This window comes from Variovorax sp. YR634, assembly GCF_900106655.1.
Lineage (GTDB): Bacteria > Pseudomonadota > Gammaproteobacteria > Burkholderiales > Burkholderiaceae_C > Variovorax.
The window spans coordinates 134,409-148,038 of record NZ_FNOL01000018.1 but is presented as its reverse complement, the minus strand read 5'-3'; the positions used below and the strand labels follow the sequence as shown (position 1 = coordinate 148,038).

The 13,630-nt window shown below is 67.0% G+C and carries 17 protein-coding genes; 7 read left to right on the top strand and 10 right to left on the bottom strand.

The annotated features are described in order from the left end of the window. Positions 1-116: 116 nt before the first annotated feature. From BLV60_RS25435 to BLV60_RS25410, 6 genes are all read right to left on the bottom strand, one after another. Complete coding sequence (locus BLV60_RS25435; RefSeq protein WP_093058056.1) at positions 117-671, bottom strand: ferritin-like domain-containing protein; 555 nt, start codon at positions 669-671, stop codon at positions 117-119. Continuing rightward, a complete protein-coding gene (locus BLV60_RS25430; protein WP_093058055.1) occupies positions 668-1,174 on the bottom strand; it encodes a hypothetical protein in 507 nt (168 codons plus the stop codon). The genes BLV60_RS25435 and BLV60_RS25430 overlap by 4 nt, the downstream gene beginning before the upstream one ends. Continuing rightward, positions 1,161-1,544: a phage holin family protein gene (locus tag BLV60_RS25425; RefSeq protein WP_093058054.1), complete on the bottom strand. Its 384-nt coding sequence runs from the start codon at positions 1,542-1,544 to the stop codon at positions 1,161-1,163. The genes BLV60_RS25430 and BLV60_RS25425 overlap by 14 nt, the downstream gene beginning before the upstream one ends. Positions 1,545-1,585: 41 nt before the next feature. Next, complete coding sequence (locus BLV60_RS25420; protein ID WP_093058053.1) at positions 1,586-1,963, bottom strand: hypothetical protein; 378 nt, start codon at positions 1,961-1,963, stop codon at positions 1,586-1,588. 53 nt (positions 1,964-2,016) lie between these two features. Continuing rightward, entirely contained in the window at positions 2,017-2,181 is a 165-nt protein-coding gene (locus BLV60_RS25415; protein WP_007837165.1) for a DUF1328 domain-containing protein, read from the bottom strand. Positions 2,182-2,380: 199 nt separating this feature from the next. Continuing rightward, the gene (locus tag BLV60_RS25410) at positions 2,381-3,700 is read right to left on the bottom strand and encodes a CHASE3 domain-containing protein (RefSeq protein ID WP_093058052.1); all 1,320 of its coding nucleotides are present in this window, start codon (positions 3,698-3,700) and stop codon (positions 2,381-2,383) included. Between the two features lie 131 nt (positions 3,701-3,831). Here BLV60_RS25410 and BLV60_RS25405 point away from each other — a divergent pair, with 131 nt between their 5' ends. Further along, the gene (locus BLV60_RS25405; RefSeq protein ID WP_007837167.1) at positions 3,832-4,464 is read left to right on the top strand and encodes a response regulator; all 633 of its coding nucleotides are present in this window, start codon (positions 3,832-3,834) and stop codon (positions 4,462-4,464) included. Between the two features lie 52 nt (positions 4,465-4,516). Here BLV60_RS25405 and BLV60_RS25400 read toward each other — a convergent pair whose 3' ends face one another. Beyond that, positions 4,517-4,930, bottom strand: coding sequence for a response regulator (locus BLV60_RS25400; RefSeq protein ID WP_093058070.1), 414 nt, complete (start codon positions 4,928-4,930; stop codon positions 4,517-4,519). A gap of 247 nt (positions 4,931-5,177) precedes the next feature. On the opposite strand from BLV60_RS25400, the gene BLV60_RS25395 reads away from it, so the two are divergent. Continuing rightward, a complete protein-coding gene (locus BLV60_RS25395) occupies positions 5,178-7,196 on the top strand; it encodes an AsmA family protein (RefSeq protein ID WP_093058051.1) in 2,019 nt (672 codons plus the stop codon). Here the strand turns inward: BLV60_RS25395 and BLV60_RS25390 are convergent. From BLV60_RS25390 to gpmA, 3 genes are all read right to left on the bottom strand, one after another. Continuing rightward, a complete protein-coding gene (locus BLV60_RS25390; protein WP_093058050.1) occupies positions 7,193-7,957 on the bottom strand; it encodes a HesA/MoeB/ThiF family protein in 765 nt (254 codons plus the stop codon). The two genes, BLV60_RS25395 and BLV60_RS25390, sit on opposite strands and share 4 nt — an antisense overlap. Before the next feature lie 13 nt (positions 7,958-7,970). Then, on the bottom strand, positions 7,971-9,413 hold the full coding sequence (locus BLV60_RS25385; RefSeq protein WP_093058069.1) for a S41 family peptidase: 1,443 nt from the start codon (positions 9,411-9,413) through the stop codon (positions 7,971-7,973). A gap of 125 nt (positions 9,414-9,538) precedes the next feature. Continuing rightward, complete coding sequence (gpmA, locus tag BLV60_RS25380; protein ID WP_093058049.1) at positions 9,539-10,282, bottom strand: 2,3-diphosphoglycerate-dependent phosphoglycerate mutase; 744 nt, start codon at positions 10,280-10,282, stop codon at positions 9,539-9,541. A 105-nt stretch (positions 10,283-10,387) separates the two neighbouring features. On the opposite strand from gpmA, the gene BLV60_RS25375 reads away from it, so the two are divergent. The 5 genes from BLV60_RS25375 to nadC all read left to right on the top strand — a co-directional run bounded on the left by BLV60_RS25375 (position 10,388) and on the right by nadC (position 13,624). Beyond that, complete coding sequence (locus BLV60_RS25375; RefSeq protein ID WP_371127403.1) at positions 10,388-10,771, top strand: rhodanese-like domain-containing protein; 384 nt, start codon at positions 10,388-10,390, stop codon at positions 10,769-10,771. Between the two features lie 21 nt (positions 10,772-10,792). Further along, entirely contained in the window at positions 10,793-11,053 is a 261-nt protein-coding gene (grxC, locus tag BLV60_RS25370) for a glutaredoxin 3 (RefSeq protein WP_093058047.1), read from the top strand. A gap of 127 nt (positions 11,054-11,180) precedes the next feature. Next, complete coding sequence (gene secB, locus BLV60_RS25365) at positions 11,181-11,645, top strand: protein-export chaperone SecB (protein WP_093058046.1); 465 nt, start codon at positions 11,181-11,183, stop codon at positions 11,643-11,645. A 34-nt stretch (positions 11,646-11,679) separates the two neighbouring features. Then, complete coding sequence (locus BLV60_RS25360; RefSeq protein WP_093058045.1) at positions 11,680-12,720, top strand: NAD(P)H-dependent glycerol-3-phosphate dehydrogenase; 1,041 nt, start codon at positions 11,680-11,682, stop codon at positions 12,718-12,720. 25 nt (positions 12,721-12,745) lie between these two features. Further along, positions 12,746-13,624, top strand: coding sequence for a carboxylating nicotinate-nucleotide diphosphorylase (nadC, locus tag BLV60_RS25355; protein WP_093058044.1), 879 nt, complete (start codon positions 12,746-12,748; stop codon positions 13,622-13,624). Positions 13,625-13,630 lie beyond the last annotated feature (6 nt).

The window sequence follows — 13,630 nt, the reverse complement described above, 5'->3', positions numbered from 1 at the left end:
AAAACGCCCGATGAGGTCCATCGGGCGTCTCTGGCCGGCTTGAACAGGCCGGCTCTGTGTCCCTCATAGGTGTCAACCTATGGCAGGACGGGTCACGGGGCACGCAGCCCCGGGAGTCAGTGACCGAGCCAGTCCTTCAACTCGTCGGCATGCTCTTCCTCGTCCGAGAGGATGTCTTCGAGCATGCGGCGCGTGGTCGGGTCCTTGTCGCCGATCAGCGCGATCATCTGGCGGTACGACTCCACTGCGATGCGCTCCGCGATCAGGTTGGCGCGCACCATCGATTGCAGGTCGGTCGACTCGTCGTATGCCGCATGGCTGCGCTCCAGCAGGTGCGAGGGCGCGAAGTCGGGCTCGCCGCCGAGCTGCACGATGCGCTCGGCAATGCGGTCGGCATGGCCCGACTCTTCGTTGGCATGCACCAGGAACTCGTCGGCGATGGCGGGCGATTCGACGCCGTTGGCGGTGAAGTAGTGGCGCTTGTAGCGCAGCACGCAGACCAGCTCGGTGGCCAGCGCATCGTTCAGCAACTGGACGACGTCGTCGCGCCAGGGGCCGTAGCTGGGGGTGACGGCGCCGTCGTCGAGGCTCTTGCGCGCGGCATCGAGGCCGCCCTGGTCGAGCACCAGGTGCTTGTGTCCGTTGGTCTTGGAGGAAACATCGGCTTTCATGGAGGGTCCTTTCGTGGGGGGCTTGGGGTCTTCTGCATCAACGTGTTGACCAGGTCAGCCACGTCGGATGTCTTCAGTACCGCCGCCAGCACGGCCGTGGCCGACAGCAGTCGCCATGGCCTGACGAGCACCAGCACCGCGCCGGTGGCAGCGGCCGCCGCCATCAGCTTGGCCGGCTCCTTGCGCGCGTAGTGCTCGAGCAGCGGACGCGCCAGCTGGCCGACCGCATGCGCGGGGTGCCGGCGCCACCAGCGTTCCACCACGCTGCGGCCCACACCGAGCCACACGTTGTTTCTCGTTCCTCCTTCTCTTCTTCCTCTTTCTCCTCGCGGGTTGCGCGGGTGCTGGTCATCCGGCGGTGCAGCCGAGGCTTCGTGCTGCGCGTATTCCAGATCGTCGTTGTCGGGTGCGTCCGCGCCGTCGTTCAGCTGCCGCACAAGCGCGCGGCGCGAGAGGGCCAGGCGCTGCTGCGGGGTGAGGAGATGACGTTCAGCGCTGGCCATGGCGGGCTCCGGTGTCGCGCAAGGCCTGCAGGTCGGCGTCGAGCTGCGAGCGCAGGTCGTCGAAACCGTGGCCCGGCACGGGCCGTGTCGCATACCACGCGCAGATGGCCGCGATCACCACGGCCACGGCCGGCACGGCCACCAGCACCCAGTGAAAGCTGCCGTGCATCACGCCGAGCAGCACGGCCACGCCTATGAGCCCGAGGGCCAGCGTGGCGCTGGCCACCGCCAGCAAGGCCGCGACGAGCCGGGCTACGAGGCCGCGCCCCGCCTGCGCGGATTCCTGGCGGACGAGGGCGGCGTAGTTGGCGAGATGTTCAGCAACGAGATCCGGATGCCCGAGCACCGTGGAAAAAATCGGATGAAGCATGGTGCCGGGAACCGGTGCAGCGACGGAAATTCAGCGGCGAATCAATAGTCGTCCCGGCTGCGGCGGCTGGCCAGCACGATGAGTGCCGTGATGGCTGCGCCGGCGGCTGCAGCCAGCAGCACGGAGCGCACAGGCTGGTCGGAGATGTAGCGGCCGGTGACGTCGGCAGCCTGTTCGATGCGGCGCTGCGCACGTGCGCTGGTGGTGGACGCGGCGTCCAGACCGCGCTGAACGGCTTGCTGCACGCGGGCTGCCAGCTGCTCGACGCCCGGTTCGGCATCGCGTTGCAGGTCGCGGACCTTTTCGCCCGCCGCATTCACCGCGTTCTGTGCGTAGGCGCGGGTGGTTTCGACCGCTTCACGCGCGGTCTGGCGCACGTCGTCGGCGAGTTGCGAGGGAGTCTTGGTCGTCGTGTTCATGTGAGGTCCTTTCCGGAAAAATGAAATGCGCAAGCCTGTTGATCGTAACGACGCTACTTGCGTCGAAGCAAGCCGGCAAGGAAGCTCGCAATCGCGAGGATCGCGAAGATCACGAAAAGGATCTTGGCAATGCCCACCGCGCTGGCGGCGATGCCGCCGAACCCGAACAGGGCCGCGATCAGGGCGATGACCAGAAACACCACGGCGTAATGCAGCATGTGGAACTCCTTCGAGGCTTGCCTCGTCGTTATGAAAAACCATCGCATCCGCAACCTCGCGCAGAGGCTTCGGACGGCATGGGTGCAACCTTAAGTGGGGGCATGCCCCCGACCTGTCAGCGGCCAGGGGCGGGGTGCGTAGGAGATGGCCGAGTCGCTCTGCGCCCGCGCGTGCAGAAGTGCCGCTCCTGCAGGCAGCTCAGGCCGGCTTGACGACGGGGAGCATGGCGCTCAGGCGGGTGCCCTTGCCCGGCGTCGAGGAGACCGTGAGCTTGCCGCGCGCTGCCTCCACCCGGTGCCGCATGCCCGCGAGGCCATGCGTCGACGGGCGCATGCGCTGCGTGTCGAAGCCCTTGCCGTTGTCGGCCACTTCCACGATGACGTGGTTGTCGTAGTTCTTCAGCACGATGGTGGCTTCGCTGGCCTCGGCGTACTTGCTGATGTTGGTGAGGCTTTCCTGGACCATGCGATAGATGGTGAGCTGGCGCGACTCGTCCATGGTCACCGGCTCCAGCGCCATCTCGATCTGCAGGCCCGAGCGTTCCCCGAACTCGCGCCCCAGGATCTCCAGCGAGGCGACCAGCCCCAGGTTGGAGAGCGACGACGGCCGCAGGTCTTCGATGATGCGGCGCTTGAGCGCGATGCCGCTGTTGAGCAGGTCGGTCAGGTGCTGCAGCCGCTGGATCGCGTCGGGCGAGTCCGCCAGCCGCGACTTCAGACGCGCCACGTCCAGCTTGGCGGCGGTGAGCAGAGAGCCCAGTTCGTCGTGCAGCTCGCGCGCGAGATAGCCGCGCTCGGTTTCGCGCACGTCCTGCAGGTGGGTGGCCAGTTCGGCCAGCGAGGCGGTGCGCTCGCGCACTTCGTCTTCCAGCGCATTGCGCTCGCGTTGCAGGGCCTCCTGCTGGCGCTCGCCGATGGAGTGCAGCGCATGCGTCTGGCGCAGGTACAGGAAGAAGGCGAACAGCGCGGCCAGCGCCACGATGGCGGTGCCGATGCGCGCCAGCTGCAGCGAGCGCAGCACCTGCTCCTGGCTCTGGTGCAGGGTGACGTTGCTGATCTTCACCAGCTCGCCCGCCGTCGCGCGGATGGAGTCCATCTCCTCGCGGCCCACGTCGGTCGTGATGACGAACTTCCAGGCGTCTTCCTTGCCGTCCTGGCGCAGCCGCACGCTCATGTCCATCTCGGCCACCTTGCGCAGCACGTGCTTCGACAACTCGGCCAGCTGGGCGAGTTCGGCCGGACGGCCGGCGTACAGCCGGCGCAGGGTCGCGAGCTGGCCGTCGACCTGCTTGACCGCGTCGTCATAGGGTTTTCGGTAGTTCGCCTCGCCGGTCAGCAGGTAGCCTCTCTGGCCGGTCTCGGCATCCAGCATGTTCTGCAGGATCTGGTTGAGCGCGCCCCGCATCTGCTGCGCCTCGTCGATGTCGGCGAGGGCGCGGCTCGACTGCCGGTAGCCGGCCTCGTTGATGCCGACGAGGGCCAGCGCAGCCAGCGCCGCGAGCAGCAGGCTCACGGCCATTCTTGGAGGGGCTAACCAGTGCATGAAACTTTCGAGGCTGCGTACTACGCAAGTTCGTGAATAATTGATAACAATCAGGGACCCGGTATGTTGCGACCCGCATGTCCGCAACACAACGAAGAAAGTAACAGATGATCAAAATCGGAATTGTGGACGACCACGCCATCGTGCGATCGGGCCTCCGGCAGTTCTTCTCCGAGCACGTGGACCTGCGCGTGGCGGGTGAAGCAGCCAGCGGCCGAGAGGCAATCGAGCTGGTGCGCACCACGGAGCTGGACGTTCTGGTCATGGACCTTTCGATGCCCGGTCAAAGCGGTATCGATGCGCTCGCCATGATCCGCGCCAAGGCGCCGGACGTGGGCATCCTCATATTGAGCGGATACCCCGAAGAGCACTACGCGATGAACCTGATCCGCCAGGGCGCGAGCGGCTACCTCAACAAGGAGTGCGATCCCATCGAGATCGTCAACGCCATCCGCACCATCTCGCTGGGCCGTCGCTACATCACGCCCGCCGTGGCTGAACTGCTGGCCCGCCAGCTCGACCGCAAGGACGACGCCGCGCCGCACGAGCAGCTCTCGGAGCGCGAGTTCCAGGTGTTCCTGAAGCTCGCCAAGGGCGAGACCGCCGGCGACATCGCCAAGACGCTGTCGTTGTCGGTGAAGACCGTGAGCACCTACCGCACGCGCCTGATGGAGAAGATGAACCTCTCCTCCAACAGCGATCTCACCTACTACGCGCTGAAGAACAAGCTGATCGACTGAGATCGGCCAGGGAGCGGAAAGAGTGGGGAGGGGGCCCAACGCGGCTTCTTCCTCAACCCGCCCCGGGAGCCCCGGGCGCGGGGTGCAAGGCCTTGGCCTGCACGATGCAGAAGTCGACCAGCGCGTCGATTTCGTTCGACTTGTCGAACACCGCGTCGACCCCGAACTCGGCGCAGCGCCGCCGGATGTCGGGCGTTGCATAGTTGCTGAGCACCACCACCTTCTGCAGCGGCTTGCGCGACTGGCAGGCCTGGAGCACGCCCAGACCGCTGCCCTGCTTGAGAAAGAGATCGACGATGACGAGGTCCCACTCGCCATCGTGGCCGAGCAGCCATGCGCGTGCGCCGCTTTCGGTTTCGGCAAAGCCGACGACCGTGGTGGAGGTGAGTTCTTCCAGCGTGCCAATGAGGTTTTCACGGATCGTGAGGTTGTCTTCGACGACGTAGGTCTGCAATCTGGAATCCATGCCGAACCGCGCTTCCTCTGAGGTTGGCAGACGCATTTGCAGCGCCTCTCTGGTGCAAATGCCTGCCAGCGTGGACTTTGAGGCGTTGCGGTGGCAGATCATGCAAGCTTCGGCGCGTGGCTCTTGTAGGCGAGGTCCGACGCGTGCATCCGTCGAAGCCTGCAAGGTGCATTCGTAGGCAATGCCTCACGGTTTCTGCGGCCCATCGCCGACCCGGGCGGCGCGATCATTCGAGTTACAAGGACCCATGGCAACGAACGCAACGAACATCCTGCGCAACCGACCGCTCTGGCAGAAGCTGGTGGCCGGCGTCGTGCTGCTGTTCGCGGCGCTGGTCGTCGGGCTTGCCTTCTTTCCCTGGGACATGCTGCGCGAGCCGGTCAACCGCTATGTCAGCGAGAAGACCGGGCGCAAGTTCGAGATCACGCGCCGGCTCGACGTGGGCCTTGGCTGGCAGCAGGCCACGGTCAAGTTCGACGGCATCGAGTTCGCCAACCCCTCGTGGGCGCGCGACCCTTACCTGGTCAAGGCGGATCGTGCCGAGTTCGACATCCGCATCTGGCCGCTGATCGCCAGCAAGATCGTCATTCCGCGGCTCGCGCTTTTCTCGCCCACGCTGGGCCTGCAGATGGAGGCGGACGGGCGCCGCACCTGGGCGCTCGGCAAGGACACCTCCGATGGCGGCACCGTGCCCAGCATCGGCCTGATGCAGGTCGACACGGGCGCGGTCGACTTCCTGGCCAAGCACCTGGGGGTCGACCTGCACGCCGACCTGAGCTACGACAGCAGCCGCGGCGAGATGCCGCTCAGCTACCGCATCAAGGGCCGCTACAAGGGGCAGCCGCTGACCGCCAGCGGACGCACCGGCAACGTGCTGCAGATCAACGCCGCGGGTGCGCCGCCGTTTCCGATGGAGATCAACGCGGCCGCCGGGCAGACCCAACTGAAGGCTGCCGGCACGGTGGCCGAGTTGTCGGGGCTCGACGGCATCGACGCGAAGTTCGAAATCAAGGGCCAGACGCTTGGCGCCTTGTTCCCGCTGCTGGGCATCGCGCTGCCGCAGACCTCGCCCTACGCCCTTAGCGGCAACCTGGGCAAGCGCGGCAAGCTGTGGCAAGCCACCGGTCTCAAGGGCAGGCTGGGCCTGTCCGACATCGCCGGAGACATGCGCTTCGACCAGGCCGGCCAGCTGCCACATCTGGCGGGCGACCTGCGCTCGCGCGTGATGGACATGGACGACCTCGGCCCGCTGATCGGCCTGCCGCCCACGGCGCGCACTGCCGCCACCGTGGAAGGCGTGGCCCCGCCGCCGACCATCACCCAGGTCAAGCGCCCTGGCGGCAAGGTGCTGCCCACGGCGCCGCTCGACTTCGAACGCCTGCGCGCCATGAACGCCGACGTGAAATACACGGCAGACCGCATCCGGAACGTGCGCGACGTTCCGCTGGACAGCGGCAGCGTGCAGGTCAAGCTGGCCAACGGCGTGCTCACGCTCGACCCACTCGACCTGGGTGTGGCCGGCGGCAAACTGAGCGGTGCGATCCGCATCGACGCCTCGAAGAACCCGGCGGACATCCGCGCCTCGCTCGACGTGCGGGCGATGCAGCTGGCCCGCCTGTTCCCCAAGCTCGAGACCACGGGCAACAGCGTGGGCCGTCTGGACGGGCGCATCAACCTGTCGGGCTCGGGCAGCACCGTGGCCAACTGGCTGGGGGGCGTGTCGGGCGACGTGGCGGTCATTTCGGGGCGCGGCCAGTTCGGCAACCTGCTGCCGGTGTTCGCGACGCTGGTGGGCGGCGACATCATCAAGTTCATGCTGCGCGGTGACCGCAACGTCGAGCTGCGCTGCGCGGCCCTGGCTTTCGACGTGAACAAGGGGCTGATGACCGGGCGCACGCTCGTGGTGGACACGACCAACGCCGTGTTCATTGCCACCGGCCAGGCCAACCTGGCGACCGAGGGGCTCGATTTCGTGGTCCGACCAGAGCCCAAGAGCAAGAGCATCCTGTCGATTCGTACGCCGCTGGTGGTGAGCGGCACCTTCGGCGATCCGAAGGGCGGCGTGGAGGTCGTTCCCCTGGCGGGGCGCGGGCTGGCTGCGCTGGCGCTGGGCGCCATCAATCCGCTGCTGGCGCTGGCCGCGACCATCGAGCCCGGCCCGGGCGTGGATTCCGATTGCAAGGGCGTGCTGGCGCAGGCCAACAAGCCCACGGCCGGGGCGGCCGCCAACGGCGCTGCCCGCGCTAAAGGGGCAAAGCAGCCTTAGAGGGGAAGGGCGGGGCGCTGCGCGCAGACGCTGCAGTGCGGGTCGCGCGCCACGCGCAGCGTGTCGAAAGAGGTGCTGCGCCCGTCGAACATCAACAGCTTGCCCGCCAGCGACGGGCCGATGCCGGCCAGCAGCTTCAGCGCCTCGCTGGCCTGCAGCGTGCCGATGGTTCCGACCACGGGGCCGAACACTCCGAGCACCGCACAGCGCGTTTCCTCGAAATCCGCATCGGGTGGGAACAGGCAGGCATAGCAGGGCGAGGTGGCGTCGCGGGTGTCGTAGACGCTCAGCTGGCCATCGAAACGGATCGCCGCGCCCGCCACCAGCGGCTTGGCGTGAGCCACGCAGGCGCGGTTGACGGCCTGCCGGGTGGCGAAGTTGTCGCAACAGTCGACCACCACGTCGGCCTGCGCGACCAGGCGCGACAGCCGCGCCTCGTCGGCGCGCAGGGCGTGGGTTTCGATGGCGATGTCGGGGTTGATGTCGCGCATGGCCTGCGCGGCGGATTCGACCTTGGCGAGGCCCACTCGCGCGTGGGTGTGGGCGACCTGGCGCTGGAGATTGGTGAGATCGACCTCGTCGTCGTCGACCAGCACGATGTGGCCGACCCCCGCTGCCGCAAGGTACAGGGCCACCGGCGAACCCAGTCCGCCGGCGCCTATGACGAGAACCCGTCCGGCACTGACGCGCTCCTGCCCGTCGATGCCGAATTCCTCGAGAAGGATGTGGCGCGAATAGCGCAGCAGCTGGCTATCTTCCATGCGCCACCGGCTCTCAGTTCTCTTTCTTCTCTTCCTTGTTGTCGACGATGATCTGCGTCTTGCTGACCAGCACCGGCTGGCCCTTCAGGCGGTTGAGCGCCTGCACCAGCGGGAAGTCCTTGTCGGTGCCGAACTCGGGTACCTTGCGGTCCTGCGGCGGCTTCTTGGCTTCTTCCTCGAGGCGCTTGCGGGCTTCGTCGCGGGCCTTTTCGCGTTCCGGGTCCTTGACTTCGGGGCCCTGGCCGCTGGCCAGGTGCTTCTCGAGGTCGGCCTCGCGCATGCGCAGGGCGGCAAACGGGCTGCCTTCGGCGCTTTCGTCGATCAGCACGTTGGGCACGATGCCCTTGGCCTGGATCGAGGTGCCGCTCGGCGTGTAGTAGCGCGCCGTGGTGATCTTCAGGCCGGTGTCGGGGCCGAGCGGGCGCACCGTCTGCACCGAGCCCTTGCCGAAGGTCTGGCTGCCCATGATGGTCGCGCGCTTGTGGTCTTGCAGCGCGCCGGCCACGATCTCGCTGGCCGAGGCCGAGCCTTCGTTCACCAGCACCACCAGCGGCACGCTCTTGAGCGCGGCCGGCAGGCTGCGCAGCGGGTCGCTGCCCGAACGGCGCTGGTAGAACTCCGGCGCAGCCTTGTAGACCGACTTGCTTTCGGCCAGCTGGCCGTCGGTGGTGACCACCGTGACATTCTCGGGCAGGAAGGCCGACGACACCGCCACCGCCGCGTCGAGCAGGCCGCCCGGGTCGTTGCGCAGGTCGAGCACCAGGCCCTTGAGGTTCGGGTCTTCCTTGTACAGGTCGTCGATCTTCTTGACGAAGTCGTCGACGGTGCGCTCCTGGAACTGCGACAGGCGGATCCAGCCATAGCCGGGTTCCATCATCTTGCCGCGGACCGACTGCGTGCGGATTTCTTCGCGCGTGATCGTCACCGGGAAGGTGCGGCTCTCGTCCTTGCGGAAGATGGTCAGCAGCACCTTGGTGTTGGCCTCACCGCGCATGCGCTTGACTGCCTCGTTCAGCGACAGGCCGCGCACGGCGGTGTCGTCGATCTTGGTGATCAGGTCATTGGGCTTCAGGCCGGCGCGGAAAGCAGGGGAGCCTTCGATGGGCGAGACGACCTTGATGAGGCCGTCTTCCTGCGAAATCTCGATGCCCACGCCGACGAAGCGGCCGGTGGTGCCTTCCCTGAATTCCTTGAAGGACTTCTTGTCGAAGTACTGGGAATGCGGGTCGAGGCCGGCAACCATGCCCGAAATGGCGTCGGAGATGAGCTTTTTCTCGTCGACCGGCTCGACGTAGTCGCTCTTGACCATGCCGAAGACGGCAGCGAGCTGCTGCAATTCCTCGAGCGGCAGTGGCGCAAGCGAACCGCGTGCGACTGTCTGCAACGAGACGGTGGTCAGGACGCCTGCTACGGCGCCGGCGGCGACCCAGCCGGTGATCTTCAGTTTCTGGCCCATCATGAGTGGTTGTCCTTGTCGGCGGCTGTCGAATCAATATACACAGCTTGGAAGCAATTTGTTTGCCGGGGTTCCACGGATGGAGCGCCGGGCAGGGGCTTTCAGGGCGGTCTTTACCGGTCTTTTCAGCCCTTGCCTTGCGATGCCACCGCTGCGGCTGCCTTTTCGGCGGCTGCGGCATCGCCGAGATAGTAGTGGCGCAGGGGCTTGAGGTCGTCGTCGAGCTCGTAGACCAGCGGAATGCCGTTCGGGATGTTCAGGCCGACGATGGCGTCGTCGGAGATGCCGTCGAGGTACTTCACCAGCGCCCGGATCGAGTTGCCGTGGGCCGCCACGACCAAGCGGCGCCCGGTGCGGATGGCCGGCGCCATCGACTCGTTCCAGAAGGGCAGCACGCGCGCCACCGTGTCTTTCAGGCACTCGGTCAGCGGAATTTGTTCGGGCGCCAGCTTGGCGTAGCGCACGTCGCTGCGCTCGCTGCGCGGGTCGTCGGCTTCCAGCGGCGGGGGCGGGGTGCCGTAGCTGCGGCGCCAGACCAGCACCTGCTCGTCGCCGTACTTCTTGGCGGTTTCGGCCTTGTTCAGGCCCTGCAGGCCGCCGTAGTGGCGCTCGTTCAGGCGCCAGGAATGGACCACGGGCAGCCAGGTGCGGTCGAGTTCGTCGAGCGTGTGCCACAGGGTGCGGGTGGCGCGCTTGAGCACGCTCGTGTAGGCGACGTCGAAGTCGTAACCTTCGGCCTTGAGCAGCCGGCCGGCCTGCTTGGCCTGCTCCACGCCGGTCTCGGTCAGGTCCACGTCGGTCCATCCGGTGAAGCGGTTTTCGAGATTCCAGGTGGATTCGCCGTGACGGATCAATACCAGTTTGTGCATGTGGGAGGCCTTTGGCTGCGCTTGCGAAACCTCGCATTCTAAAATCCCCGGTTTGCCATTCAAGGAACCCCCGTGAAATTGATCGAATTCGTCACCGCGAACTGGATGCTGATCCTGATCGCGCTCAGCTCGGGAGCCATGCTGGCCTGGCCGCTGGTGCGGGGGGCGGGCGGCGGAACGCTCACGGCGCAGGGTGCCGTGCAGCTCATCAACCGCGAGCGCGCGGTGCTTGTCGATGTGCGCGAGGCGGAAGAATTCGCCACCGGCCACATGATCGGCGCCAAGAACATTCCCCTGAACCAGCTCGAGGAAAAGCTCACCGGCGCGGTCAAGAACAAGACCGTGCCGCTGCTGCTGGTATGCGCCACCGGCGCCCGCGCCCAGCGCGCCGTGGCCATGGCCAAGAAGCTGGGCTACGAGCAGGCCCAAGCCGTGGCCGGCGGGCTGAAAGCCTGGAAAGACGCTAACCTGCCCGTTGAAAAGGCCTGAAATCTCCCCGAGATAGAGCGTATGCAAGCAGTCAAGATGTACACCACCGCCGTTTGCCCCTACTGCACGCGTGCGAAGCAAATCCTGAAGTCCAAGGGCGTCGAGCAGATCGAAGAGATCCGCATCGACACCGACCCCCAGGCCCGCAACACCATGATGGAAATCACCCAGCGCCGCACGGTGCCGCAGATCTTCATCGGCGACACCCACGTGGGTGGCTGCGACGACCTGATGGCCCTCGACAGCCGCGGCGGCCTCGTGCCCCTGCTGCAGAGCGCCTGAAACACAAAGCAACCGGCGTCACGGAAGTGGCGCGGTCGCCGGGCGATAATCGTTCGCTCATCCATCTGCAGCCCGCTGCGGGAACCTCTCCCCGGCGGGCATTGTTTTGATCCTCGAAAGTTCAGCCATGGCCGACCAGCAAGCCCAAGATCCCGTTTTCCAGATCCAGCGCGTCTACCTCAAGGACCTGTCGCTCGAACAGCCCAATTCGCCCGCGATCCTGCTGGAGCAGGAGCAGCCCACCGTCGACATCCAGCTCGGCGTGGACGCCCAGCCCGTGACCGACGGCATCTTCGAGATCACCGTGTCGGCCACCGTGCAGACCAAGATCGGCGACAAGACCGTGTTCCTGGTCGAAGCCAAGCAGGCCGGCATCTTCGAAATCCGTCACCTGCCGGAAGAGCAGATGGGCGCCATCCTGGGCATCGCCTGCCCTCAGATCGTCTACCCGTACCTGCGCGGCAACGTGGCCGACGTGATCCAGCGCGGCGGCTTCCCGCCCGTGCACCTCGCCGAAATCAACTTCCAGGCGATGTACGAGCAGCAGCAGGCGCAGGCCGCCGGCCAGGCTGCGCCGACCCTGGCGCAGTAAACAGCGCCCAACGCCCTCGATGTCGCCAACGCCGATGAAGATCTGCGTTCATGGCGCCGGTGCCTGGGGCACGGCAGTCGCTGTCAACGCGGCGGCTCGCCACGAGGTCACGCTCTGGGCGCGCGATGCCGCCCAGGCCGACGCCATGTCGGCCGCGCGCGAAAACACCCGCTACCTGCCCGGGCTGGCACTGCCGGCCTCGCTCGCCGTGCGCGCGGGCGACATCGGCCAGGCGCAGGCCGGCGCCGACCTCGTCATCGTGGCCACACCCATGGCTGCCCTGCGTGAACAGCTCATTGCACTGCGTGGCACCACTGCGGCGGTGGCGTGGCTGTGCAAGGGCGTTGAGCCCGCACTTGACGCCTCACCCACATCCTTCGGCCTGCTCGCCCATGAAATCTGGGCGCAGGTTGCTCCTGATTTGAGAGCGGGCGTGCTCAGCGGCCCCAGCTTCGCGCAGGAGGTCGCCGAAGGGCGCCCGACCGCGCTGGTGGCCGCCAGCCCGCATGCCGCCGTGCGCGACACGCTGGTCGACGCCTTCCACGGCCCCGCGCTGCGCGTCTATGCCAACGAGGACATCGTGGGCGTGGAAGTGGGCGGCGCGGTGAAGAACGTGCTGGCCATCGCCACCGGCCTGTGCGACGGCCTCGCGCTCGGGCTCAACGCCCGCGCGGCGCTCATCACCCGGGGCCTCGCTGAAATGACGCGCTTCGGCCTCGCGTTGGGCGCTCGCGCTGAAACCTTCATGGGCCTTTCGGGCCTGGGCGACCTGGTGCTGACCTCCACCGGCGACCTGTCGCGCAACCGCAAGGTCGGCCTGCTGCTGGCCCAGGGCCGCACGCTGGCGCAGGCCGTCGATTCGCTGGGCCATGTGGCCGAAGGCGTGTACTGCGCCCGCACCGTGGTGCAGCGTGCGCGTGGCCTCGGCATCGAGATGCCGATCGCCGAAGGCGTGGTCGCGCTGCTCGATGGCCGCGTGAGCCCGCAAGACGCGGTGGCCGCCCTGACCGGCCGCGACCCGGTGCCGGAATCCGTGCCGCCCGGCGCTGCGGCTTCTCCTCGCCATTCCTCTTAATAAAAAAACGCAGAGACAAAGAGCCATGAGCCTTCGCTTTGATTTTTCAGCGTCGGCCGTGGCCGCGCTGGCCCTGTCCGATGCCACCCGCGCATTGCAGGAAGACGTCGCCGACGGCGACCTCACCGCGTCGCTGGTCGACCCGGCCCGCACCGCCCGCGCCCGCGTGCTGGCGCGCGAATCCGCCGTCGTGTGCGGCGCGCCCTGGGTCGAGGCCACGCTGCGGCAGCTCGATCCGCAAGTACGTATCCACTGGCTGTGTGCCGAAGGCGAACGCTGCGCGGCCGACCAGACCGTGCTCGAAATCGAAGGTGCCGCCCGCGCGCTGCTGACGGCCGAGCGCACCTCGCTCAACTTCCTGCAGTTGCTGAGCGCGGTCGCCACCAAGACCGCCCTCTACGCCGACGCCGTGCGCGGCACGCGCGCCCGCATCGTCGACACCCGCAAGACCATTCCGGGCCTGCGCCTCGCGCAGAAGTACGCGGTGCGCACCGGCGGTGGCCTGAACCACCGCATCGGCCTGTACGACGCGGTGCTCATCAAGGAAAACCATATCGCCGCAGCCGGTGGCGTGGCCGCGGCCCTGCGCGCGGTGGCGCCGGTGGCCTCGCAAGCCGCCTTCGTCGAAGTCGAGGTCGAAACGCTGACCCAGCTGCGCGAAGCGCTGGAAGCAGGCGCGCGCATGGTGCTGCTCGACAACATGGACCTGCCCACGCTGCGCGAGGCCGTGCGCATCAACGACGAAGCCGGCGAAGACCGCAAGGCCGTGCTGGAGATATCCGGTGGCGTCACACTGGACGGTCTGCGTGCACTGGCCGAAACCGGTGTAGACCGTATTTCGGTCGGCGCATTGACCAAGGATGTCAAAGCCATCGACTACTCGATGCGTTTTCTGGAAAGCTGATCCGCC